32 protein-coding genes are annotated in these 24,130 nt (G+C 30.6%); 28 read left to right on the top strand and 4 right to left on the bottom strand.

Annotated elements, in window-relative coordinates:
• Nucleotides 1–8 precede the first annotated feature (8 nt).
• From moaA to purF, 19 genes are all read left to right on the top strand, one after another.
• Nucleotides 9–977 (top strand): GTP 3',8-cyclase MoaA, encoded by a 969-nt coding sequence (gene moaA, locus CAMP5118_RS03680; protein ID WP_337216635.1) that lies wholly within the window; start codon nt 9–11, stop codon nt 975–977.
• Nucleotides 977–1,726 (top strand): 7-carboxy-7-deazaguanine synthase QueE, encoded by a 750-nt coding sequence (locus CAMP5118_RS03675; protein ID WP_337216634.1) that lies wholly within the window; start codon nt 977–979, stop codon nt 1,724–1,726. Before moaA ends, CAMP5118_RS03675 begins: the two co-directional genes overlap by 1 nt.
• Nucleotides 1,723–2,307 (top strand): 6-pyruvoyl trahydropterin synthase family protein, encoded by a 585-nt coding sequence (locus CAMP5118_RS03670; protein WP_337197509.1) that lies wholly within the window; start codon nt 1,723–1,725, stop codon nt 2,305–2,307. Before CAMP5118_RS03675 ends, CAMP5118_RS03670 begins: the two co-directional genes overlap by 4 nt.
• Nucleotides 2,307–2,507 carry a cytochrome C gene (locus tag CAMP5118_RS03665; RefSeq protein ID WP_263679517.1) on the top strand — a complete coding sequence of 67 codons (201 nt, stop codon included), beginning with the start codon at nt 2,307–2,309 and terminating at the stop codon, nt 2,505–2,507. The genes CAMP5118_RS03670 and CAMP5118_RS03665 overlap by 1 nt, the downstream gene beginning before the upstream one ends.
• Complete coding sequence (locus CAMP5118_RS03660) at nt 2,507–2,917, top strand: hypothetical protein (RefSeq protein WP_039668881.1); 411 nt, start codon at nt 2,507–2,509, stop codon at nt 2,915–2,917. The genes CAMP5118_RS03665 and CAMP5118_RS03660 overlap by 1 nt, the downstream gene beginning before the upstream one ends.
• Entirely contained in the window at nt 2,917–3,579 is a 663-nt protein-coding gene (locus CAMP5118_RS03655) for a 16S rRNA (uracil(1498)-N(3))-methyltransferase (protein ID WP_337216633.1), read from the top strand. The genes CAMP5118_RS03660 and CAMP5118_RS03655 overlap by 1 nt, the downstream gene beginning before the upstream one ends.
• Nucleotides 3,580–3,656: 77 nt before the next feature.
• Nucleotides 3,657–3,857: a 50S ribosomal protein L31 gene (rpmE, locus tag CAMP5118_RS03650; protein WP_012662118.1), complete on the top strand. Its 201-nt coding sequence runs from the start codon at nt 3,657–3,659 to the stop codon at nt 3,855–3,857.
• Nucleotides 3,857–4,675 carry a 16S rRNA (cytidine(1402)-2'-O)-methyltransferase gene (gene rsmI, locus CAMP5118_RS03645; RefSeq protein ID WP_337216632.1) on the top strand — a complete coding sequence of 273 codons (819 nt, stop codon included), beginning with the start codon at nt 3,857–3,859 and terminating at the stop codon, nt 4,673–4,675. The genes rpmE and rsmI overlap by 1 nt, the downstream gene beginning before the upstream one ends.
• Before the next feature lie 19 nt (nt 4,676–4,694).
• Nucleotides 4,695–5,375, top strand: a complete 681-nt coding sequence (rlmB, locus tag CAMP5118_RS03640) for a 23S rRNA (guanosine(2251)-2'-O)-methyltransferase RlmB (RefSeq protein WP_263702301.1) — start codon at nt 4,695–4,697, stop codon at nt 5,373–5,375.
• Entirely contained in the window at nt 5,368–6,246 is an 879-nt protein-coding gene (locus CAMP5118_RS03635; protein ID WP_263702302.1) for a hypothetical protein, read from the top strand. The genes rlmB and CAMP5118_RS03635 overlap by 8 nt, the downstream gene beginning before the upstream one ends.
• The gene (locus tag CAMP5118_RS03630; RefSeq protein ID WP_039629070.1) at nt 6,240–7,046 is read left to right on the top strand and encodes a hypothetical protein; all 807 of its coding nucleotides are present in this window, start codon (nt 6,240–6,242) and stop codon (nt 7,044–7,046) included. The genes CAMP5118_RS03635 and CAMP5118_RS03630 overlap by 7 nt, the downstream gene beginning before the upstream one ends.
• Nucleotides 7,047–7,058: 12 nt before the next feature.
• Nucleotides 7,059–8,261: an LL-diaminopimelate aminotransferase gene (locus CAMP5118_RS03625; protein ID WP_337216631.1), complete on the top strand. Its 1,203-nt coding sequence runs from the start codon at nt 7,059–7,061 to the stop codon at nt 8,259–8,261.
• A gap of 1 nt (nt 8,262) precedes the next feature.
• Complete coding sequence (locus CAMP5118_RS03620) at nt 8,263–9,516, top strand: homoserine dehydrogenase (protein WP_337216630.1); 1,254 nt, start codon at nt 8,263–8,265, stop codon at nt 9,514–9,516.
• A complete protein-coding gene (locus tag CAMP5118_RS03615) occupies nt 9,517–9,855 on the top strand; it encodes a YraN family protein (protein ID WP_220555475.1) in 339 nt (112 codons plus the stop codon).
• Between the two features lie 51 nt (nt 9,856–9,906).
• Complete coding sequence (trxA, locus tag CAMP5118_RS03610; protein WP_012662110.1) at nt 9,907–10,221, top strand: thioredoxin; 315 nt, start codon at nt 9,907–9,909, stop codon at nt 10,219–10,221.
• A gap of 118 nt (nt 10,222–10,339) precedes the next feature.
• Nucleotides 10,340–11,278 (top strand): thioredoxin-disulfide reductase, encoded by a 939-nt coding sequence (gene trxB, locus CAMP5118_RS03605; protein ID WP_337216649.1) that lies wholly within the window; start codon nt 10,340–10,342, stop codon nt 11,276–11,278.
• Nucleotides 11,279–11,342: 64 nt separating this feature from the next.
• Nucleotides 11,343–11,642 (top strand): PepSY-like domain-containing protein, encoded by a 300-nt coding sequence (locus CAMP5118_RS03600; RefSeq protein WP_070255351.1) that lies wholly within the window; start codon nt 11,343–11,345, stop codon nt 11,640–11,642.
• Nucleotides 11,643–11,712: 70 nt separating this feature from the next.
• Nucleotides 11,713–12,441, top strand: coding sequence for a 4-hydroxy-tetrahydrodipicolinate reductase (gene dapB, locus CAMP5118_RS03595; protein ID WP_337216629.1), 729 nt, complete (start codon nt 11,713–11,715; stop codon nt 12,439–12,441).
• Nucleotides 12,442–13,782, top strand: a complete 1,341-nt coding sequence (gene purF, locus CAMP5118_RS03590; protein ID WP_220555473.1) for an amidophosphoribosyltransferase — start codon at nt 12,442–12,444, stop codon at nt 13,780–13,782.
• A gap of 3 nt (nt 13,783–13,785) precedes the next feature.
• On the opposite strand, the gene CAMP5118_RS03585 is transcribed toward purF, so the two are convergent.
• From CAMP5118_RS03585 to ilvE, 4 genes are read right to left on the bottom strand one after another with little or no spacing between them, the layout of a single operon-like run.
• Nucleotides 13,786–14,316, bottom strand: a complete 531-nt coding sequence (locus tag CAMP5118_RS03585; protein ID WP_263663889.1) for a DUF2393 domain-containing protein — start codon at nt 14,314–14,316, stop codon at nt 13,786–13,788.
• A complete protein-coding gene (locus CAMP5118_RS03580) occupies nt 14,316–14,852 on the bottom strand; it encodes a DUF2393 domain-containing protein (RefSeq protein ID WP_263663890.1) in 537 nt (178 codons plus the stop codon). Before CAMP5118_RS03580 ends, CAMP5118_RS03585 begins: the two co-directional genes overlap by 1 nt.
• 17 nt (nt 14,853–14,869) lie before the next feature.
• Complete coding sequence (locus CAMP5118_RS03575; protein WP_263663891.1) at nt 14,870–15,940, bottom strand: prohibitin family protein; 1,071 nt, start codon at nt 15,938–15,940, stop codon at nt 14,870–14,872.
• A 12-nt stretch (nt 15,941–15,952) separates the two neighbouring features.
• Entirely contained in the window at nt 15,953–16,867 is a 915-nt protein-coding gene (gene ilvE / locus CAMP5118_RS03570) for a branched-chain-amino-acid transaminase (RefSeq protein ID WP_012662102.1), read from the bottom strand.
• A 97-nt stretch (nt 16,868–16,964) separates the two neighbouring features.
• Between ilvE and CAMP5118_RS03565 the strand changes: the two genes are divergently transcribed.
• From CAMP5118_RS03565 to CAMP5118_RS03525, 9 genes are all read left to right on the top strand, one after another.
• Nucleotides 16,965–17,171, top strand: coding sequence for a tautomerase family protein (locus tag CAMP5118_RS03565; RefSeq protein ID WP_337216628.1), 207 nt, complete (start codon nt 16,965–16,967; stop codon nt 17,169–17,171).
• The gene (bcp, locus tag CAMP5118_RS03560; RefSeq protein WP_263682466.1) at nt 17,168–17,629 is read left to right on the top strand and encodes a thioredoxin-dependent thiol peroxidase; all 462 of its coding nucleotides are present in this window, start codon (nt 17,168–17,170) and stop codon (nt 17,627–17,629) included. Before CAMP5118_RS03565 ends, bcp begins: the two co-directional genes overlap by 4 nt.
• Nucleotides 17,623–18,696, top strand: a complete 1,074-nt coding sequence (locus tag CAMP5118_RS03555; RefSeq protein ID WP_337216627.1) for an epoxyqueuosine reductase QueH — start codon at nt 17,623–17,625, stop codon at nt 18,694–18,696. Before bcp ends, CAMP5118_RS03555 begins: the two co-directional genes overlap by 7 nt.
• A gap of 68 nt (nt 18,697–18,764) precedes the next feature.
• Complete coding sequence (gene fabZ / locus CAMP5118_RS03550) at nt 18,765–19,205, top strand: 3-hydroxyacyl-ACP dehydratase FabZ (RefSeq protein WP_039619275.1); 441 nt, start codon at nt 18,765–18,767, stop codon at nt 19,203–19,205.
• Nucleotides 19,205–19,996: an acyl-ACP--UDP-N-acetylglucosamine O-acyltransferase gene (gene lpxA, locus CAMP5118_RS03545; protein WP_257942047.1), complete on the top strand. Its 792-nt coding sequence runs from the start codon at nt 19,205–19,207 to the stop codon at nt 19,994–19,996. The genes fabZ and lpxA overlap by 1 nt, the downstream gene beginning before the upstream one ends.
• Entirely contained in the window at nt 19,989–21,218 is a 1,230-nt protein-coding gene (gene clpX, locus CAMP5118_RS03540; protein ID WP_263727636.1) for an ATP-dependent Clp protease ATP-binding subunit ClpX, read from the top strand. The genes lpxA and clpX overlap by 8 nt, the downstream gene beginning before the upstream one ends.
• Nucleotides 21,219–21,220: 2 nt before the next feature.
• On the top strand, nt 21,221–22,258 hold the full coding sequence (locus tag CAMP5118_RS03535) for a rod shape-determining protein (RefSeq protein WP_012662095.1): 1,038 nt from the start codon (nt 21,221–21,223) through the stop codon (nt 22,256–22,258).
• The gene (gene mreC, locus CAMP5118_RS03530; RefSeq protein WP_337216626.1) at nt 22,248–22,991 is read left to right on the top strand and encodes a rod shape-determining protein MreC; all 744 of its coding nucleotides are present in this window, start codon (nt 22,248–22,250) and stop codon (nt 22,989–22,991) included. The genes CAMP5118_RS03535 and mreC overlap by 11 nt, the downstream gene beginning before the upstream one ends.
• An 86-nt stretch (nt 22,992–23,077) precedes the next feature.
• Entirely contained in the window at nt 23,078–24,049 is a 972-nt protein-coding gene (locus CAMP5118_RS03525) for a catalase (protein WP_337216625.1), read from the top strand.
• Nucleotides 24,050–24,130 lie beyond the last annotated feature (81 nt).

Genomic DNA, 24,130 nt, shown 5'->3' with positions numbered 1-24,130 from the left:
GGCCTTTGATGTTGGTAGATAGTTATGGAAGAGTGATTGATTATTTAAGAATTTCAGTAACACAAAGATGTAATTTTCGTTGCCTTTATTGCATGCCAAAAACTCCATTTGAATGGAGTGCTAAAGAAAATCTTTTATCATTTGAAGAACTTTTTATGTTTGTTAAAGTTTGTATTGATGAGGGGGTTAAAAAAATTCGTATTACAGGCGGTGAGCCTTTAGTAAGAAAAGATTTGCATAAATTTATTGCTATGATTAGTGAGTATAAGCAGGATATAGACTTAGCACTTACTACCAATGCTTCTTTGTTAAAACAACAAGCAAAAGATTTAAGACAGGCAGGTTTAAAAAGAATTAATATCTCTTTAGATACCTTAAAAGAAGAAGTGGCTTTTAAGTTAGCCCAAAAAAATATACTTAAAGATGTATTAAATGGTATTAATGAGGCTTTAGAATTAGGCTTTAATATTAAATTTAACACCGTAGCTCTTAAAGGGATTAATGATAGTGAATTTATTGATCTTTTAGAATTTGCCAAAACACGCAAAAGTCAAATTCGCTTTATAGAATTTATGGAAAATTATCATGCTTATGGAGATTTAAAAGGCTTAAAATCAGCAGAAATTTTAAATATTATTGCTCAAAAATATTCTTTCAAACAAGGACAAAAAAGTCCAAATGCACCTGCAACTATTTATGAGCTTGAAGATGGGTATGAGTTTGGCATTATTGATCCACATAGCCATGATTTTTGTGATAGTTGTAACCGTATAAGACTTTCAGCTGAAGGGCTTTTAATACCTTGTTTGTATTATGATGAGGCTTTAAGCATTAAAAAGGCTATACGTAATAAAGACATAGCAGGTGCTTGTGAGGTTTTAAAAACCGTGATAAAAAACAAATCAGAAAAAAATAGATGGGCTGAAAATGAGGCTAATCAAAGTTCTACAAGAGCCTTTTATCAAACAGGTGGATAATGGAAATTGTTGAAACTTTTTTAAGCTTGCAAGGTGAGGGAAAATATAGTGGAAATTTAGCTGTATTTGTAAGGTTTGCTGGGTGTAATTTTAACTGTATAGGCTTTGGAGTAAAAAAAGAAAAAGATTCTAAAATGTTTTTGGGCTGTGATACTATAAGAGCTGTTTTTACCAAAGAATTTAAAACTTGTTATAAAACATATACTTCAGTAAAGCTTTTTGATGAGGTTTTAAAGTTAGCAAATTCACGCAAAGTTATAGTTGTCATTACCGGTGGTGAGCCTTTGTTAAATTATCAAAATAAAGACTTTTTGTGCTTTGTTAATTTGCTTTTAGAAAATGACTTTAAAGTGCATTTTGAAACAAATGCAAGCATTGAAATTGATTTTGAAAAATATCCTTTGTATAAAAAATGTTATTTTGCTTTGGGTGTAAAGCTTAGTAATAGCGGTGTAAAAAAAGAAAAAAGGATTAATGAAAAAGCTTTGAAAGCTTTTAAATGTTATGCTAAAGATAGTTTTTATAAATTTGTTTTAGATAAGGATTTTTTACAAGAAAATAAAGCCTTAGGCGAAATCAATGAAATTTTACAAATTTGTGAAAATGAGGTATTTTGCATGCCTATGGGGTCAAGTGAAGAAGAAATTTCTAAAAATGCCTTAAGCATTGCTGAATTTTGTATAAAAAATGGATATAATTACTCTGATAGATTGCATATTAGAATTTGGGGAGATAAAGAAGGCGTATGATTATTAGAAAAATGTTTGAATTTGAAAATGCTCATATTGTTAGATTTTGTAGCTCCAAGCGATGTAAAACAAGCATACATGGTCATTCTTATAAGGTAGAAATCTTACTTGAGAGTAAATACCTTGACAATGCGGGAATGGTGTATGATTTTGGTTTGTTAAAAGATGAAATAAAACAAATTATTGATAGTTTTGACCATGCTATTACGCTTTTTAAAGATGATGATAAGGTTTATTTAGAAGATATAAAAAAACACTCACAAAGATGGGTAAGTTTACCTGTGAATGTAAGTGCAGAAAATTTTGTACGCATATTTTTTGTACTGATAGATACCTTGCTTTTAAAGACTAAGATGGTCAATGGCGAGCAAGGTGTTAGCTTAAAAAGTATTATTGTGCATGAAACAAGAACAGGCTATGCACAAGGTTTTAGAGAAGATGCTTATAGTGAGTTTTTACCAAAGATAAATTTGGCAGATATTGAATTTTCACAAGCTATAAGCGATGAATGGAAAGATAAAGATTTTTTTAAAAAACTTCAAGATGCAAATTTTGTTTTTATTAATCAAAAGGAGGTGTAATGAAAAAGATTTTATTGATTGTGCCATTATTGTTTTTTATTGCTTGCTCAAGTCAAGAAGATACAAACGTAAAAAAAGAGGTACAGACTGAGCAAGTTCAAATTGAGCAAAGTGATTCTAATGTTATTATAGATGATGATACGCTTCCTATACCTGTAGATGATGATATCAAAGATGAAAATAACACACAAGGACAGTGATGGATCAAAGTTATGAGTTTTTTTTAGCATTGCATGTATATAGTTTATACGCAAATGGCTTTTTAATGTTGTTTTATTTGTATTTAACTCAAAGTAGTTTTTCGCAAGAGTTTATTTTTATAAAAAGAATTCGCCTATTTTTGCCAATTTATTATTTATTTTTAGCAATTACACTTTTTACAGGAAGTTTGCTTTGGGCTTTAAAGCATTTTGAGCTAAATTTATACATGCTTTCTATGTGGTTTTGTTGGATTTTTATCTTTGCCTTGGCTATTTATCAATTTGTTTTATTTAAAAAAGCAAGATTGTTCAAACGTTATGCTAAATTTAGATTTTTAAGCTTTTTTATTTTGTGTTCGGGTATATTTTTACTTTTTGTGCCTTATTTGCTTCAAAGGTTTTATTTTTAATGCGATTTTTGTATCACCCACAAAGTGGTGCTTTAAATTTAGAGTTGGAAAATGAAGCTTTCTTGCATTTAAAAGCTAGAAGAATTAAAGTAGGCGATAAAATCATATTAAAAAATTTAAAAGATTTTTTTGCTTACACTTATGAATGCATAGAGTTTTCTAAACGCTCATGTGCATTAAATTTACTTGACAAAAAAGAAGAAAAACAAGAATTAAAAACGCATTTACACCTAGCTTTAGCGGTGATTGATCCAAAGATTATAGAAAAAACCTTACCTTTTTTAAATGAACTTGGAGTGGTAAAGCTTTCTTTTGTGTATATGGATTATTCACAAAAGAATTTTAAATTAGATTTTAAAAGAATGGAAAAGATTCTTATAGAATCATCCCAGCAATGCGGTCGTGCCTCTTTAATGGAGCTTGAAAGCTTTGATGATTTTAAAAAATTTCAGCAAGTTTATGAAAATATTGTTTTAATAGACTTTGAAGGTGAAGATTTGATGAGATTTGAACCTAGTAAGCATGTATTTTTAATTGGAGCTGAAGGTGGATTTTCGCAAAAAGAAAGAGAGGAGAATGTAAAAAAAGCAAAATTACAGGCTGATTTTATACTTAAAGCGCAAACAGCTTTAATAGGGGTTGCTTCAAAATTCATAATTTAAAAACACGCTTAAATTTAGCTATTTTTTATATAAAAATTTATATAATTACGCCTTAATGTTTTGAAAAAGGATAAACAATGAAAAAAGAAATTCACCCAGAATATGTAGAATGCAAAGTTAGTTGTGCTTGTGGAAATTCTTTTACTACTAAGTCAAATAAACCAGAAATTAAAGTTGATATTTGCTCAAGCTGCCATCCATTTTTTACAGGTAGTGAAAAAATCGTAGATGCTGCGGGTCGTGTAGAGAAATTTAAGAAAAAATACGCAATGCAATAATGTTATATTTTATTCCTACGCCCATAGGAAATTTAAACGATATTTCTTTTCATTCTTTAGAAATTTTACAAAAATGCAAACTCTTTTTATGCGAAGATACGAGAGTTTGCAAATCCTTAGTTCATCTCCTTAATGAAAAATTTAATTTAGAAATAAAACCTGATAAATATCTAGCCTTACATACTCATAATGAAAAAGATTTTTTAGCAAAAATAGATGATGATTTTTTTGAACAAGATGTTGTATATTTGAGTGATGCGGGTATGCCAGGTATTAGTGATCCGGGGCAATTTTTAATTGAATATGCCATTAAAAATAATATTGATTATGAAGTCTTGGCAGGGTCAAATGCTGCTTTGCTTGCATTAGTTTCAAGCGCGTTTTGTAAAAAAGAATTTATTTTTATGGGTTTTTTGGCTAATAAAAATCCTCAAAGACAAAAAGATATTGAAAATTTAATGCTTAATCCTTATCCTAGTATAGTCTATGAAGCACCTACTAGGATACTTAATTTAGTAGAAGAAATTAGCAAAATTGATCCTTTAAGAGAAATTTTTATCATAAAAGAAGCAACAAAGAAATTTGAAGCCAAATTTAGAGCAAATGCCTTAGAAGCTTTAGAAAAATTAAAAACAATGGACTTGCGTGGTGAATGGTGTGTAGTCGTAAGTGCTAAAGAAAAGCAATTTCACCAAAATACCTTGTGTGAGCAAGATATTTATGAACTTGATTTGCCTTTAAAAACAAAGGCAAAGCTTCTTTCAAAAATCAATGCGAAATCTCCAAAAGAAAATTATCAAAAACTGCTTTTAAGTTGAATTTGGTTATTATTTAAAAATGATAGTTTATGGTAAGCAAGTGTTTTTTTATATCTTAGAAAAGCACAAAGAAAAAATTAAAGAAATTTATTTAGCAAAAGAATGTGAAAAAGCTGATTTTTCAAAAATAGCAAAGGCATCAAAAAAAATTAAAAAACTTGATTTTAAGGCCGCGCAAAGTTTGGCAAGAGGTGGAAATCATCAAGGTTTTTTAATGGAAATTGATGAGTTTGAATTTAGCTCTTTTGAGAGTTTAAAAGAAAAAGATTTTATAGTTATTTTATATAATATTAGTGATGTTGGAAATATAGGCGCTATCGTGCGTAGTGCTTATGCTTTGGGTGCTGATGGGATTATTTTGGTAGCTAAAAGCGTGGCTATGGATGGAGTTATTCGTGCAAGTAGTGGCGCGGCTTTAGATATGAAAATAGTTTTAAATGATGATATTTTAAGCATGATAAATGAATTAAAACAAAAAGGTTTTTATATCTATGCTAGTGCAAGCGGAGGTAGTGATATACATACTATCAAGGCCAAAAATAAAAAAGTTTTGATTATGGGAAGTGAGGGTTTTGGTATAGCACCAAAGGTGCTTAAAAAATGCGATGAATGTGTAGGGATAAAAATGCACAATGATTTTGATAGTTTAAATGTTAGTGCAGCATTTGCAATACTTTGCGATAGGATGAAAAATGGATAGTTGGAAAAAATTAGAAGATTTAAATTTATTAGAAGTTCAAAAAAGAACACAAATAGAAATAACTTGTCTTGAATATATTATTAAAAAAGATTTTAAGTCTTTATCTCGTTTTAATATAAATGGTTTTATCAAAATTTTACAAAGAGAATATGAGCTTGATTTTTCTAGCTTTTTAGAAGAATATCATGCCTATTTAGAAGAAAATGGTATTGAGAAAAAAAATCATGTGCATATTGCTCCTAGAATGAACTCATACACCAAAGAAAGCTCAAGTGTATGGTATATTGTGATTATAGTAGTAGTGCTTTTGATAGTGGCTTTAGCTTGGGGTGTTTCAAGATTTTTCCAAAGTTCCACACTAGATGAAAATACTACTAATGTGCTAAATCAAGAACAAATTATCTTAGAAGAAAAAGTTGATGAGAATGAAACTCCGGTTCTTAATTTTTTTGCTGATGAAACCACAGAAAACAATGAAACAAACACAAGTGCTATTTTAGAACCAATAGATGAGAGTAATAATACTATAGAAGAAACATTAGAGGGTAATACTAGTTTAAATATGCCCGAAGAAAATATGGTTTTGCTTAAAGAAAGTATTATAAAACCAAGCGCAGAGCTTTGGCTTGGTATGGTGGATTTAAAAACTTTTAGAAAAAGTTCTTTGACTATTAAAAATGATTATACTTTATCTTTAGATAAAGATATGCTTATTACTACAGGTCATGCTGCTTTTAGTTTGAATGATGAGAATAATAATACTTTAGAGTTTAAAAATGGTGTGTCTAAGTTTTTAATGATTAAAGATGGTAAAATCAAACAAATTACAAAAGCTGAGTTTATAAAAGAAAATAGAGGAAAATTATGGTAAGAATTTTAATATTTTCCATTTTTTTTACTCTTAATGCTTTTGCGTTAAGTGCTTTAGAAGTTGCTAAGCATATTGTTAATGATAATTCTAAAGATGCGCAATTGGAACTTTTGTTTGCAAGAAATGATTATAAAGATGAGCGCGGAAATGTAGATATTTACACTATTTCTCAAATTTTAAAAACTAATTCTTTGGCAAATTTTATATTAAATGAACCAAAAACTTTAACTTTTAGTTTTAAAGCCCAAGCTGATTCTGTTTTGTTTTTTAAAACAATCAATGATACTTTAAATGAACTAGGTTATATTTATTTTATACCAACTGAATTAACTTTAAGGGAAAACTATATCACATATAAGTTAGCTGTAGATTCTCAGTACATGCTTGATCCAGGAGTTTTTTATAAGGCTTTGTTGGGTAGTTCTGTTTTTATTAAGGATATTTATAAAATTTCAGAGTTAAATTATGAATATGAGCTAGATTTTTCAAAAGCAAAACCTAAAGTCAATACTCAAATTCCATTAAATACTATTACTCAATTAAACAAACCTTTAAGAGAATATATTATTGATTTGCAAGGTGCAAAAAGTATGGAGCTTAGTGCGCACAATCTTGATTCTTGGTTTTGCAAAATTCAATTTTTAGATAAAAACTTGAATTTTATACAAGGTGTAGAAAATACACATAAGCAAAATGAAGTAAATGTAAATATACCATTGGGCGCAAAATATGCTATTATAGGAGATATGTTTAGCCTTGATAATATAAAAAGGGGTTTAAAAATTTACCTAAGACGCTAAAAAGGACGGACGATGTTTGAAGAAATTCATTTTAATACCATAGAAAGACTTCCAAATTATGTTTTTGCTGAAGTTAATGCGATTAAAATGGCAGCAAGAAGAGCAGGGGAGGATATAATAGATTTTTCTATGGGAAATCCTGATGGCAAAACTCCTCAACATATTATAGACAAGCTTTGCGAAAGTGCAAACAAAGACAAAACTTCAGGGTATTCTGCTTCGAGTGGAATTTATAAACTAAGACTTGCAATTTGTAATTGGTATAAAAGAAAATATGATGTTGATTTAGATCCTGAAAGTGAAGTAGTTGCAACGATGGGCTCTAAAGAAGGCTTTGTAAATTTAGCAAGAGCTGTTATTAACCCAGGGGATGTAGCTATTGTGCCTACACCTGCTTATCCTATACATACTCAAGCTTTTATCATAGCAGGTGGTAATGTAGCAACTATGAATTTTGATTTTAATGAAAATTATGAATTAAACGAAAATATTTTTTTTGAAAATTTACAAAAAACACTACATGAAAGTATTCCGCGTCCAAAATATGTAGTGGTAAATTTTCCGCATAATCCTACAACAGTTACAGTGGAAAAAAGTTTTTATGAGAGATTGGTTGCTATGGCAAAAAAAGAAAGATTTTATATTATTTCTGATATTGCTTATGCGGACTTAACTTTTAGCTCTTATAAAACTCCTTCGATTTTTGAAGTTGAAGGTGCTAAAGATGTAGCAGTAGAAACCTATACACTTTCAAAATCTTACAACATGGCAGGTTGGCGTGTAGGTTTTGTGGTAGGTAATAAACGCTTAATTGCGGCTTTGAAAAAGATCAAATCTTGGTTTGATTATGGTATGTATACGCCTATACAAGTTGCTGCTACTGTAGCTTTAGATGGAGATCAAACTTGTGTTGAAGAGATTAAGGCAACTTATGCAAAAAGATTGGAAGTCTTACTAGAATCATTTTACCAAGCAGGATGGGAATTAAAAAAACCTAATGCAAGTATGTTTGTTTGGGCAAAACTCCCTCAAAGCAAGGCTCATCTTGGTAGTATGGAATTTTCTAAGCAGCTTTTACAAAAAGCAAATGTAGCAGTAAGTCCTGGAGTTGGCTTTGGTGAAGCGGGTAATGAGTATGTTAGAATAGCTTTAATAGAAAATGAAAACCGTATCCGTCAAGCAGCAAGAAATATCAAAAAATATTTAAGAGAATAAAATGAAAATAGCTATTTTAGGCTATGGCACGGTAGGAAGTGCTGTTGTAGAAACTTTGTTAGAAAATCAAGATTTAATTAAAGCAAGATGTGATGAAGAAATTATTCCGGTAATTGCTTTAGCAAGAAATCCAAAACCAAATGCATTGATTCCTGTGGTTAATGATATTGATGAGGTTTTAGAGTGTGAAGATATTGATGTATTTGTGGAGTTAATGGGTGGTATTGATTTACCTTTTGAGATAATTTCAAAAATTTTAAAAAGAAAAAAATCAGTAGTAACTGCTAATAAAGCTTTACTTGCTTATCATCGTTATGAGCTTGAAAAATTAGCACAAGATACAGCTTTTGGTTATGAGGCAAGTGTAGCGGGTGGAATTCCTATTATTAAAATTTTAAAAGAGGGTTTGAGTGCCAATAATATCGTTTCTATTAAAGGCATTTTAAATGGCACAAGTAATTATATTTTAAGCAAGATGGCAGAAGATAATGCCAAATTTCAAGAGGTATTAAAAAAAGCCCAAGATTTAGGATATGCTGAAGCTGATTCTACTTTTGATATAGAAGGATTTGATGCTGCGCACAAGCTTTTAATTTTAGCAAATATTGCTTATGGACTAAGAGTAAAACCTGAGGATATCTTGATTGAGGGTATTAGTAAGGTAAGCGATGAGGATATTTATTTTGCAAAGGAATTTGAGTACACCATAAAACATTTAGGTATTGCTAAAATAAAAGATGAAAAAATAGAATTAAGGGTTCATCCTGTTATGTTAAATAAAGATAAAATGTTAGCAAAAGTTGATGGGGTGATGAATGCTATCAGTATAGATGGGGATATTTTGGGTGAAAGTTTATACTATGGTCCAGGAGCAGGTGGTAAGGCAACTGCAAGTGCTGTTGTAGCAGATTTAATCGATATAGCAAGAAAAGAAAAAAATAGTGCTATTTTTGGATATTTAAATGATACTTCTTATAAGCTTTTAAATAAGGATGAAATTTATACAAGATACTATCTAAGATTAAAGGTATTAGATAAAATAGGGGTTTTATCAAAAATTACGCAATTAATGAGCGAACATCAAATTTCAATCGATACTTTTTTGCAAAAGCCAAAAAAAGAAAAGCAAGATTGTAGTACTTTATTTTTTATTACTCATCAAACTTATGAAAAAAATATACAAATTTTAACTCAAAAACTTAAAGAACAAGAATTTGTTAAAGATGATGTTTTTATGATGAGAATAGAAGATTAAATGGCTTTATCACAGTATCTTTTTGGTATAAAAGGTGAAGATATAGCATGTGAATATCTTAAAAATAAAGATTTTGAAATTTTAGAAAGAAATTTTCATTCTAAATTTGGAGAAATTGATATTATTGCTAAAAAAGATAAAATTTTACATTTTATTGAAGTTAAAAGTACACAAGGAAATTATGAAGTAGCCTATAGACTAGATGGCAAAAAATTTAACAAAATTATTAAAACCATAGAGTATTACTTTATGAAACACAAAAGTAATGAAAATTTTCAATTAGATTTACTTTGCGTGTATAAAGATGATATAAAACTTTTAGAAAACATTAGTTATTAAGAGAATGTTTATTTTAATCTAATAAAATCTTAAAAAATTAAAGGAGATAACATGGGAAAATATATTGATTTAACTGCAGAAAATTTTGCACAAGCAAAAGAAGGCGTAGCTTTAGTAGATTTTTGGGCTCCATGGTGCGGACCTTGTAGAATGCTTGCACCGGTAATTGATGAGCTTGCAAATGATTTTGATGGCAAGGCTAAAATTTGCAAAGTAAATACAGAAGAGCAAGGTGATTTAGCTGCGCAATTTGGTGTAAGATCTATTCCAACTATCTTTTTCTTTAAAGATGGTGAAGTGGTTGATCAATTAGTTGGTGCTCAATCAAAACAAGTTTTAGCAGATAAACTAAACTCACTTTTATAATCTCAAGCCACTTTTAGTGGCTTTTCTTCATATTTTTTACTATTTAATAATTTTTATTATTTATAATTAAAGAAAAATTTGTATAATATCTCTGAAATAAATCACAAGGAAAATAATGATGTTAGATTTAGCTATTATAGGCGGTGGCCCTGCTGGTTTAAGTGCGGGATTATATGCTACTAGAGGCGGATTAAAAAATGTTGTAATGTTTGAAAAAGGTACACCAGGTGGGCAAATAACTTCAAGTTCAGAAATTGAAAATTATCCTGGAGTTGCACAAGTTTTAGATGGAATTTCTTTTATGGCTCCATGGAATGAACAATGTATGCGTTTTGGTTTAAAACATGAAATGATAGGTGTAGAACAAATTAGCAAAAATACTGATGGTAGTTTTAATATCAAATTAGAAAATGGTAAAATCGAACAAGCAAAGGCTGTTGTTGTTTGTACAGGTTCTACTCCACGTCGTGCAGGTTTTAAAGGCGAGGATGAATTTTTTGGCAAAGGTGTAAGTACTTGTGCAACTTGCGATGGATTTTTTTATAAAAATAAAGAAGTAGCTGTTTTAGGTGGAGGAGATACAGCCTTAGAAGAGGCGTTGTATCTAGCTAATATTTGCTCAAAAGTATATTTAATCCATAGAAGAGATGAGTTTAGAGCAGCGCCTTCAACGGTAGAAAAAGTAAGAAATAATGATAAAATAGAATTAATCACAAATGCAGTAGTTGATGAGGTTTGTGGTGATAATATGGGTGTTAATAAGGTAAAAATAGCATTTAATGATGGATCTAAAAGAGATCTTGATGTGCCTGGAATTTTTACCTTTGTTGGATTGAATGTGAGAAATGAAATCTTAAAACAAGAAAATGGTGAGTTTTTATGTGCTATGGAAGAAAGTGGTCAAGTGAGTGTTGATCTTAAAATGCAAACTAATATAGCAGGGTTGTTTGCAGCAGGTGATTTAAGAAAAGATGCTCCAAAACAAGTAATATGTGCAGCAGGCGATGGAGCAGTCGCAGCACTTAGTGCTTTAGCATATATTGAAAACTTGCATTAATCTTCACATAAATTTCACAAAAATTAATTAAGATTCTCCTATAAAAAATCAAGGAGAATCTAAAATGAAAAAAATACTAATTCTAAGTACAACTTTAGCGCTAATGGCTAGTGCAAATATTACACAACAAAATACTAATTCATATCAACAAAATATGCCTCATATGCCTCAGCATAATCCTTATGCGCAAAATTATTATGGACTTTCTAAACCTATTATGGATAAAATTCAAAGTTCTTTTCCTGGAGCTTTTATTGTAGATGTGGATTGGGAAGAATTTGGTTATGAAATTAAACTAAGTAATAATATGGAAATGTTTTTTGATAGAAATGGAAATTTTTTAGGGCAAAAATGGGATGATTAATTAAAAGCGTTAGTTGCTTTTAAATAAATAAACGCTACAATTTTCCAAATTCTAAAAAGGCAGATTTAAAATGATTAATATTGGAATCCATGGAAGTAATGGGCGTATGGGTACTCAAATAAGACTTTGCCTAGAAGATGATGAGCAGGCAAAGGCTAGTGCGTTTTTTGATCAAGGATCAAATTATGAAGATTTTTTTAATAAATGTGATGTAATTATTGATTTTTCTACTCCAAAGGGTTGTGAGGATTTACTTTTATATGCAAGAAGTAATCTCAAGCCTTTGGTGATAGGTACTACAGGTTTAGATGCTAAGCAAAATGAGTTAATGCAAAGTGCAAGTATTACTATGCCTATTCTTTATGCAACTAATATGTCTTTGGGTGTGGCGATTTTAAAAAAGCTTTCTTATTTAGCTAGTGAGACTTTGAGAGATTTTGATATAGAAATACTTGAAATGCATCATAATAAGAAAAAAGATGCTCCAAGTGGTACCGCAATGACTTTAGCACAAAATGTTGCTAAGGCTAGAAATTTAGACTTAGAAAAGGTCAGAGTAAGCGGTAGAGATGGGATTATTGGACAAAGAAGTAAAGATGAAATCGCGGTGATGAGTTTAAGAGGCGGTGATATAGTAGGTTCACATAGGGTTGGTTTTTACAATGAAGGTGAATTTATAGAATTAAATCATACGGCTACTTCAAGAGCTACTTTTGCAAAAGGTGCGATAAAATGTGCAAAATGGTTAGTTTCTCAAGAAAATGGCTTATATGATATAGATGATTGTTTAGGAATTTAAATGTGTGCAGTAGTTGGAGTAATTAATTCAAAAAATGCAAGCACTGTGGCTTACTATGCCTTGTTTGCTATGCAGCACCGTGGACAAGAGGCAAGTGGGATTAGCGTAAGTGATGGTTTGAGTATCAAAACACACAAAGCTAAAGGTGAAGTAGGGCAAATTTTTAATACACAAATTCTAGCAGGATTAAAAGGCGAGATAGCTATAGGACATAATCGTTATTCTACTGCAGGAAATTCTTCTTTGCATGATGCTCAACCTGTTGCAGCTACTTGTTCTTTGGGTGATATTTCTTTAGTGCATAATGGAAATTTGATTAATAAAGAAGAAGTTAGAAAAGAATTGATTAACAATGGGGCTATTTTTCATTCTAATATGGATACAGAAAATGTGGTGCATTTAATAGCAAAAAGCAAAAAAGAAACTTTAAAAGATAGATTTATAGAAAGCTTGACTCAAAGCAAGGGAGCGTATTGCTTTATGCTTGCTAGTAAAAATCAACTTTTTGTAGTAAGAGATCCTTATGGGGTTAGACCTTTATCTTTGGGTAGATTAAAAGATGGTGGGTATATTGTAGCGAGTGAAACTTGCGCTTTTGATTTGATAGAGGCTGAATTTATCCGCGATGTAAAACCAGGCGAGATGTTGATTTTTACTCAAGGTAGTGATGAGTTTGAAAGCATTCAAGTATTTGATAAGACAGATCCAAGAATTTGCGCATTTGAGTATATTTATTTTGCTAGACCTGATAGTATTATAGAAGGTAAAAGCGTATATGAAGTGCGTAAAAAAATGGGTGAAGCCTTGGCTAAAAAATTTAAAGAAAAAGTGGATTTTGTAGTGCCAGTTCCAGATAGTGGTGTAAGTGCTGCTATAGGTTTTGCGCAATATTTAAAAATCCCACTTGAAATGGCAATAGTGAGAAATCACTATGTTGGAAGAACTTTCATAGAGCCAACTCAAGAAATGAGAAATTTGAAGGTAAAATTAAAACTCAATCCTATGAAAAAAGTCTTAGAAGGCAAAGATATAGTGGTGATTGATGATAGTGTGGTAAGAGGAACAACTTCTAAAAAAATTATTGCTCTTTTAAAACAAGCAGGTGCAAGGAAAATCCATTTAGCGATTGCATGTCCAGAAATTAAATTTCCTGATATTTATGGTATAGATACACCTACCTTTGAAGAATTAATCTCAGCTAATAAAAGCGTTGAAGAGGTTAGAGAGTATACAGGTGCAGATAGCTTGACTTTTTTGGATATTAATGAACTAGTTTCAAGTATAGGCGATGAAAGAAAATACTCTTTAATTAGTTTTGATGGGGATTATTTTATTAAATAATCCTTATCTGCATTTTAATTGTTTAAATACCTTATAGCTTTGAAAATGAGGCGGTAATCCCACTTCAAATGAAAAATCTTTATAAGTATGCCCTGGTAAATTTTTTGCAATATTGATATTATACGAAGCATCTCTTTGTTCTTGATTTGCTCTTTTTATGCTATCAAAATTTTGTTGATTAAAGATTTCACCACTTACCTCATGTTTTTTGTTATCATCAATTATCCTAAGCTCTAAAAAGCATTCAGAAATTTTAAAATTAGTATCATTAGTTACTCTACCTTTTACAATAATACTTTCTGTTGCTAAGCGTCTGTAGGTTGAAAAATTACTCAAACTTGCTTTTTTGGTATATTGATCTATAGTTAATAGTAATGAAATGGTTAAAATTAATGCTAGTATAAAACTCACTATGCAAAAAATAATCATATATTTTTTATTTTGAACTTTTAAGTAAAGCAAAACCCAAGTTAAACCTGTAGAAGCTAACATAATAACAATGATTAAAATATGAAAAAATGTAAAATATCCCATTAAAAACACTTTGAACTAATCTCAATGTCAAAATTTTGACCTTCTTTAAAATCGGAAAATTTGGTTTTTAAATTAATAGTTTGTTGTGGATTTATTGTTTTTTCTATCATGGTTGATTTGCTTCTTAGAGGTTTTATAGTATGTATTAAATTTTTAAAAGTACTATTATCATCACTTTTCTTAAAAACTTCTACTTTTAATTTGCAGTATCTAAAGCTTTTTTTAGAAGTATTTGTTAAGCTATAATCAACGCTGAGTGAGTTATCATATACAAAAAATTGAGCATTATCTAAGCTGGTTATTCTTGATCTAACTTTAGTATCAATTAAAAAATATCCTAAATAAGCGATACCTGCTGAACATAAAATTCCTAAAAAAATCACCATAAAGGCAAAAGCAGGCTTGTTTCTGATGATTAAAGCTAAAAATAAAGTGATAATGAAAAAAAATACAACCAAGGCCATTAATAAAAAATCTATTAAGTGTAAATGAGTAGTATAAAAAATCATTTGCTCTCGAATGTGCTGGGCATTCATTATCACTTCTTTAGTTTTTAATTTGCTACTGAGCTTGTTCTTTTACTATCTTTGCTATCAACCCAAATATTTGGCACAGCTCCACCAGGTGTTAAGAAAATTTTGGCATCTTTATTAACCTTAAGTGCTTCGTTAAACTGCTTTTGAGTTTCAATTTGTTTTAAATCAAGCAAAGGATTATTTAAACTTTTTGCTATTTCTCTATTTGAATACGCTTGTGCATCAGCTTCTATTTTAACCGCACTTGCTCTACCTTTAGCACTAATTATGGTTGCATTTGCTTCCCCTTCAGCTAAAGCTGCTTTTTTAAGTGCTTCTTGATTAGCTCTTTCTACTTCGTATTTGGTTCTTTCAGCTTCTTGTTTAGCAATTTGTACTCTTTCAATTTGCTCTTTTACTTTTATAGGCAAGATAATCTCTCTAAGTTGAACTGCTTGAAGCTCAGCAGGCTCATTTGGTTGGCTTTCTATAGTTTTTCTAATACCTTGATCAATTTGCACTGCTATGGTGTTACGATTTGTTGGAAGCTCTTCTGCAGTATATTGACCTACCACATTTCTTACTACATCTCTTACAACTGGGTCAATGATTTTATTTTCCCAATTAAGCCCCCATGTCGCGATAGTTTGAGGAACCTGTAAAGGATTTAATCTATATTGAACAGTTACATCAATAGACACAGGCAAACCTCTCGAATCAAGCACCGAAATACTATTTTTATTTACAACCCCTGAGCCTATTTGTAAATTTTCATTTACGCCTTCAATAGAAGCATAATTAATTTGTCTTACTCTAGTATCTACGATAGTGATTTTTTGTAATACCGGCATAAAAAAATGAAGTCCTGGCTCAAGCGGAGTAGGGCTGTATTTACCCGTGGTAGACTTGATCCCCATTTCTCCTGAATTAACTATTGCAAAAGGTTTAAAAAGCGCAAAGACTAAAACAATTGCAATCGCGCTATAAATTAATGGAGAAAATTTCCCAAAACCTTTGAAATTAAATTCTGGGGCTTTGAAATTTAAATTTTGCTTATTGTTGTTTTGATTGTTTTTTTTATTAAAATAATCATTCAAATCAGCTGGCATTTAGTTCCTTTGTTAAATATAAGTTAGCATAGAAGCGTATTTTTCATTGCGTCCATAAACTATATCAAAATACGCATTTTGGAGCTTTGTCGTTAGCTCACCTCTTTTTCCATTTCCTATAATTCTTGCATCAATATTATTTATTGGGGTTATTTCTGCTGCAGTTCCTGTGAAAAATGCCTCATCGGCCACATAAACTTCATCTCTTGAAATTCTTTGGCGCACTACGCTTATGCCCAAATCATGTGCAATTTTTAAAACAGTATCTTGGGTAATACTTTTTAATGAAAAATCATTTGGCGGGGTGATTAATTTCCCGTCTTTAACCATAAAAAAGCATTCGCCTGTCCCTTCTGCTACAAAACCTTCTTCATCAAGCATTAAAGCTTCTTCATATCCTGCTTCTATAGCTTCATATTTAGCCATTTGAGAATTTAAATAATTTGCACTTGCTTTGGCTTTACCTAGGCTAGATTTTACGCTATTTCTAGCAAAAGAAGAAATTTTAACCTTAATACCTTTTTCTAAGCCTTCTTCGCCCAAATAAGCGCCCCATTCCCAAGCAGCAATAGCTACTCTAACAGGAGCTTTAGCATGATAAACTCCCATAGTTCCATCACCCAAAAAGATCAATGGGCGCAAATAAGTGTTATTTTGAAAATCATTTGCTCTTAAAAGTTCAACTTGTGCATTTTCAAGTTCTTCTTGAGAAAAAGGTGAGTTGATTAAAGTGATTTTTGCAGACTCTAAAAGTCTTTTGGTATGTTCTTTTAATCTAAAAATTGCTAAACCATTTTGTGTTTTATAAGCTCTTGTTCCTTCAAAAACTGCATTTGCATAATGTAATGAATGTGTTAAAACATGAATTTTTGCATCATCAAAATCAATGATTTTTCCATCCATCCAAATTTTTTTTGCCCTAATCATAAATAAGCCTTTATTGAAAATAAAACTAATTTTATCAAAAATATACTAATAATTGCTAGAATATAGTAAAATTCTTTATTTAAAGTAAGGAAAAACAATGCCTATTATTAGTATCAAACTCGCTAAACCAGAATTTAGCAAAGCACAAAAAGAAGAGTTAATAGCAGATATTACAGAGCTTTTGCATACAAAATATAATAAACCAAAGCAAAATATAGTCATAATGCTAGAAGATATTGAGCCATATAATATTGCTTTTGGTGGTGAAAATGTAGAAAAATTAAGATTGAAAGGTAAAAAATGAAAGAATTGCAAATTGGCGATAAAGCCCCAGTTTTTGAACTTTTAAATCAAGATGGGGTTAAAATTTCTCTAAGTGATTTTTTAGGTAAAAAAATTATTTTGTATTTTTATCCAAAAGATAATACCCCAGGTTGTACTACACAAGCTTGTGAATTTAGTCAAAATTATGAAGATTTTTTAGGGCAAAATGCTGTGATTATAGGTATTAGTCCAGATAGTGTGAAATCACATGAAAATTTCATAAAAAAATATGATTTAAAGCACACTTTGTTAAGTGATAGCGAAAAAGAAATTTGCAAACTTTATGGTGCTTGGGGTTTAAAGAAAAATTATGGAAAAGAGTATGAAGGGCTTATAAGATCTACTTTTGTAATTAATGAGGAAGGAAATATCGCAAAAATTTATAAAAATGTAAAAGCTAAAGATCATGCTTTTAAGGTGTTAAAAGAATTATGTTAGTTCATATTTGTTGTAGTGTGGATAGTCATTATTTTATGCAAGAGTTAAGCAAAGCCTATCCTGAAGAAAAAATCATCGGGTATTTTTATGACCCAAACATCCATCCATATAGTGAGCATGAGCTTAGATTTTTAGATGTTAAACGCAGTTGTGATAAATTAGGCATTAAACTTTATAAGGGTGAATATGAGTATGAAAAATGGCTTGAGAGCATAAAGGGCTATGAGGATGAGCCTGAAAAAGGTGCAAGATGTCAAATTTGTTTTGATTTTAGAATGCATAAAAGTGTTGAATTTGCTCAAAAAATAGGAGAAAAAAAACTTACAACAACTCTTTTAACATCTCCTAAAAAAGACCTAGAGCAACTAAAATTAGCATTACAAAAAGAATGTGATAAATTTGGTATAGAGTTTTTAGCACCTGATTTTAGAAAAAATGGAGGCACGCAAAGACAATTTGCCCTAGCAAAGCAAGATATGCTTTATCATCAAAATTATTGCGGATGTATTTATGCGCTTTCTAAGCAAAAAGGTCAAAAAGCCTTTATAGATGAGCTGATGAGTCCTATTAATAAACAAATATTGCCTTCAAGCATAGAAGAGAAAATTAAATTCTACAACCAAGTAAAAAAGTTAGAAAAAAAAGGCATTAAATTTGAAATTCAAAGAGAGAAATTTTTAAATTATCGTTTATTAAGAGCTTTGATAAAACAAAACAAGCAAGCTATAAGAACTCATATTTTATTTTACTCACATTTTAAAAATTCTTACACTAAATTTAGTATTTTAGATGAGGGTTTAAAGCATTATAAAAGTGCAAAGGATGAGATTAATTTATGGAGTTTTGATTATTTTAATAGCTTATGTAAAATGCGATTTAAAAATTACGAAGATTTTTTACAAAATCCTTTAAAAATAGAGCAAGAAATCAAAATAAGACAAAAGCATTTTGGTGCTTATGATCTTTCACCGGTGATTATTGTTGAAAATATTATTAAAGGTGCTTATGAATTTATGGCAAAAAGTGAAATTTATTTTGATAGCAAAGAAAAGATTGTGAAGTTATAAAACTTAATTAATTTATTAATATTTTTTTTGTAAAATCTGAATTTTGAATATATTTTAAGGCTAAATTTATGATAGATGTAATGCAAATTCAAAAAATTTTACCACATAGGTATCCATTTTTACTTGTAGATAAAATCGTAGAATTAAAAAACAAAGAAGTTGTCAGAGGTTATAAAAATATTAGCATAAGCGATCATGTTTTTATGGGACATTTTCCAGATCATCCAATTTATCCGGGTGTGTTAATTTTAGAAGGCATGGCGCAAACTGGAGGGGTTTTAGCATTTGAAAGTATGGATGATAAAGTAGATCCAAGCACTAAGGTAGTATATTTTACGGGTATTGATAATGCAAAATTTAGAAATCCAGTGCGTCCTGGTGATAGACTTGATTATGAAATGAGTGTAGTAAAAAATCGTGGAAATATGTGGATTTTCCAAGGAAAAGCTTTTGTAGATGGACAATTAGTTGCAGAAGCTGAACTTAAAGCCATGATAGTAGATAAATGATGAGCAAAATTCATCCAAGTGCAGTTATAGAAGATGGAGCTATTATAGCAGATGATGTTGTAGTAGAAGCTTATGCTTATGTTGGTAAAAATGCTAACATAGGCGCAAATACCATTATCAAACAGGGTGCAAGAATTTTACCTAATGTAACTATAGGTGAGAATTCAAAAGTGTTTTCTTATGCTATAGTTGGAGATATCCCGCAAGATATATCTTATAAAGATGAGATAAGCTCAGGTGTTATCATAGGAAAGAATGCGGTTATTAGAGAATTTGTTACTATTAACTCAGGTACAGCTAAAGGCGATGGCTTTACAAGGATAGGTGATAATGCTTTTATCATGGCTTATTCTCATATTGCGCATGATTGTACTTTAGGAGATCATATCATCTTAGCAAATAATGCTACTTTAGCAGGCCATGTAGAACTTGGAGATTATACTGTAGTAGGTGGGCTTACTCCAATACATCAATTTGTAAAAGTAGGAGAAGGGTGTATGATAGCAGGTGCTAGCGCACTTTCTCAAGATGTGGTGCCATTTTGCTTGGCTGAGGGAAATCGCGCAAGCATTAGAAGTTTGAATTTGGTGGGTATAAGAAGACGCTTTGATAAAGAAGAAGTGGATGTTTTAAGCAAGGCTTTTAAATTTTTATTCAGACAAGGAAATTTAAAAGATAATGCTTTGAATTTATTAGAAAGTACTTCTAGTGAAAATGTTAAAAAAATGTGTAATTTTATCTTAGAAACAAAAAGAGGAATTCCTATATATAAGGAAAAAAACCATGGTTAAAAGATGTAGTTTTTGTAACGAAATAGAAACAAGCGAAAGAAGAATTTTAGTAAATGATTATAATAATGCCTTTATATGTGAGTATTGTGCTGAAAGTGCTTGCAATATTTTCTTTGGAGAGGAAAAAGAGCTAAAAAATAAAGAAGTTGATAAAGAAAATTTTAAAGACATAACCCCTAAAGAATTAAAAGCATATTTAGATAAATATGTCATCGGGCAAGATAGGGCTAAAAAAATCTTTAGTGTAGGGGTGTATAATCACTACAAAAGGCTTTTTAGATCTGACTTAGAAGATGATGATACAGAATTAGCAAAATCAAATATTTTATTAGTAGGTCCAACAGGAAGTGGAAAAACTTTGTTGGCGCAAACTTTAGCTAGATTTTTAGATGTGCCTATTGCAATTTGCGATGCGACTTCTTTAACTGAAGCAGGTTATGTAGGAGAAGATGTTGAAAATATCCTTACTCGTCTTTTGCAAGCTGCTGATGGAGATGTGCAAAGAGCTCAAAAAGGGATTATATTTATTGATGAGATAGATAAAATCGCAAGGATGGGTGAAAATCGCTCCATTACAAGAGATGTGAGCGGTGAGGGTGTGCAACAAGCTTTGCTTAAAATCATCGAAGGATCTTTGGTAAATATCCCACCAAAAGGTGGTAGAAAACACCCAAATCAAGATTTTATACAAATAGATACGACTAATATTTTATTTGTGTGTGGTGGAGCTTTTGATGGTATTAGTGATATCATTAAAAGAAAACTAGGCGATAATGTCATGGGCTTTTTTACTGATGATAAAAAAGATGAAAAAGAAGCTTTACTTCAAAGATTAGAACCTGATGATTTAGTGCATTTTGGGATTATCCCTGAACTTATAGGAAGATTGCATGTGCTTGCTTCTTTAGAAGAGCTTGATGAAGAAAGCATGGTGCGTATTTTAACAGAGCCAAAAAATGCCATTATTAAACAATATCAAAAACTTTTTGCTATTGATAATGTGGAATTAAAATTTGAAGATGAAGCACTAAGAGAGATTGCTAAGCTTTCATTGGAGCGTAAAACAGGGGCTAGAGGTTTAAGAAGTATTATTGAAGAGATGATGGTAGATTTGATGTTTGATTTGCCAGAGTATAATGGATATAGTATAGTAATTACCAAAGAGGTAATTAAAGAAGGTGCAAAACCTTTATTTATAAAAAATAAAAAAGTTAAAGGCTGAGAATGATTTTAGATCAAATAATTGGATTTTTTTCAAGTGATATGGGGATTGACTTAGGTACCGCAAATACTTTAGTTTTGGTAAAAGATAAAGGTATAGTGATTGATGAACCTTCAGTTGTTGCAGTAGAGCGTGAAAGATATGGTAGGGTTAAAATTTTAGCTGTTGGAAAAGAAGCTAAGGAAATGGTAGGAAAAACCCCAGGTAATATCGAAGCAATCCGTCCTATGAAAGATGGTGTGATTGCTGATTTTGATATGACTGAAAAAATGATCCGTTATTTTATAGAAAAAACTCATAGAAGAAAATCTTTTTTAAGACCTAGAATTATCATTTCAGTACCTTATGGTTTAACCCAAGTTGAAAGAAAAGCAGTTAGAGAAAGTGCTTTAAGTGCGGGCGCTAGAGAAGTATTTTTGATAGAAGAACCTATGGCAGCAGCTATTGGTGCAAATTTACCTATTAGAGAGCCTCAAGGGAGCTTGGTGGTAGATATTGGTGGTGGTACAACTGAGATTGGCGTTACTTCTTTAGGTGGACTTGTGATTTCAAAATCTATCCGCACAGCCGGCGATAAACTTGATACTAGTATAGTAAATTATGTAAAAGAAAAATACAATCTTGTCATAGGTGAAAGAACGGGTGAGGAAATTAAAATTGCTATTGGTTCAGCAGTTCAGCTTCCAAAAGAGCTTTCTATGGTGGTTAAAGGGCGCGATCAAGTAACAGGCTTGTTAAATAGAATCGAACTAACAAGTGAAGATGTAAGAGAAGCTATGCGCGAACATTTAAAAGAAATCGCTGATGCTTTAAAAATCGTTCTTGAAATGATGCCACCTGATCTTGCAGCTGATATTGTTGAAAATGGTGTTGTTTTAACAGGAGGTGGAGCTTTAATACGCGGGCTTGATAAATATTTATCTGAAATTGTAAAACTTCCAGTATATGTAGCTGATGAGCCACTTTTAGCAGTTGCAAAAGGTACGGGTAAAGCTTTAGAAGAAATTTCATTATTACACCAGCTAACGAATGAAGAGTAAAATTCTTAGCGTTTTAATATTATCTTTTTTAGTATTTATTTCGTTTTATTATGGAGATGTAATAAAACGAAATGTTTTAGATTTAAATATTGCTATTGTTAATCAATTTTCTCAAAGTATTGATCTTTTAAAAAACAAATTCAACGAACATTTTAATCAAGCTGAAGAAATTAGAACTTTAAGAGAAAGAAATGCTGTGCTTGAAAAAAATAATATTTATATGAAAAACTTTGCTAATGAGCTAAATAATATTTTAAGTGATAAAAACTCAAGTTTTTATTATCCTAATGTGAGTTTAGTTAAAGCAACTTCTTATGCGCAAATTAGTGATTATCATAAGGTTTGGCTTGATGTTGATTATAAAGGAAAAATCAAAGGCTTAATTTATAATGGCTATACAGCAGGCATAGTCATAGAAAAAAATGGTAGAGCTTTGGGTCTTTTGCAAGGTGATGAAGAATGTATTTTTTCTGTTTACATAGGTAAAGAACAAGCACCAGGTGTAGCTCATGGAAGAAATGATTATATTTTAGTTAAGTATATTCCTAAATGGCTTGAGCTTAAAATGGGCGATAAGGTTTATACAAGTGGTTTGGATGAAATTTTCTTTTCAGGAATTCCAGTAGGAGAAATTTTTAAAATAGAAGAAGAAGGTGCTTATCAAAATGCTTATGTTAAACCTTATGCTAAGATGAAAGTGCCAAACTATTTTTATATGGTAGAAAATTTATAGTAAAAAATTATTTATTTTAATTAATATAAATTATTATTTAGAATTAAATATTACAATAGCTTCTAAGTTTAAAACTAGGAGCTTTAATGAAAAAATATATCAGCAGTTGTTTGGCTATTTGTTGTTTAAGTGGTGCTATTTATGCAAACGAAGTAGAATATGATGCGCAAAAAATAGCAGATATTTTTTATCAACTTAATGCAGACCCTAAAAATCCGAAAGCAAAGGTTAATCATGCAAAGGGTTTTTGTGCTATGGGAACTTTTGAGCCAGCTTTGTCTATCAATAAAGAAGTTGATGTGCCTTTATTAACACAAAAAAGCTTGCCGATTCAAGTAAGATATTCTTTGGGTGGCGCTTTTAAAGATGATAAAAGTAAAACAAGGGGTATGGCTATTAGAATTACTGATCCTAAAGATTCTGCCTCTTGGACTATGGTTATGCTAAATACAGAAATAAATTTTGCAAAAAATCCTAAAGAGTTTGGTCAGTTTTTTGAAATGAGACTTCCTGTAAATGGTAAAGTCGATCAAGAAAAAATAAGCAAGATGTTGAAAGAGGTTGATTCTTATAGAAATTTTGCTGCATATACGGATAAAATTGGTATCAGTAAAAGCGTAGCAAATACTCCATTTTTTAGTATCCATACTTTTTATTTTAAACAAGCAAATGGAGAAAATTATCTACCAGCAAGATGGAAATTAGTTCCAAGCGAAGGTGTGGCGTATTTAAATGAGGCACAAATGAAAAGTGCAAGTAGTGATTTTTTAAAAGAAGATTTTCAAAATCGTATAGAGACTAATAAGCCAGTTGAGTATAAGATGTATTTAGTATATGCAAATAAAAATGATATTACTAATGATACAACGGCTTTGTGGAGTGGTAAACACAAAGAAAGTTTAGTTGGGACTTTTAAAGTTAATGCTTTGAGCAAGGAAGATTGTAATTTTGATGTATATTTTCCTTCAGATGTACCTCAAGGGGTTAATCCACCACAAGATCCTTTATTTGATGTAAGAAATGAAGCTTATGCTATAACTTTTGGTAAGCGTCAATAAAATTTAGCTCTTTAAGAGCTAAATTCTTTATTAATTTCAACTTCTAAAAAACTTATATTTGTTATAATTTGGCTAAAAATT

It is taken from the genome of Campylobacter sp. LMG 7929, assembly GCF_024723595.1.
Taxonomy (GTDB): domain Bacteria; phylum Campylobacterota; class Campylobacteria; order Campylobacterales; family Campylobacteraceae; genus Campylobacter_D.
The sequence above is the reverse complement of the archived record's forward strand: the minus strand, read 5'-3'. Positions and strand labels throughout refer to the sequence as shown.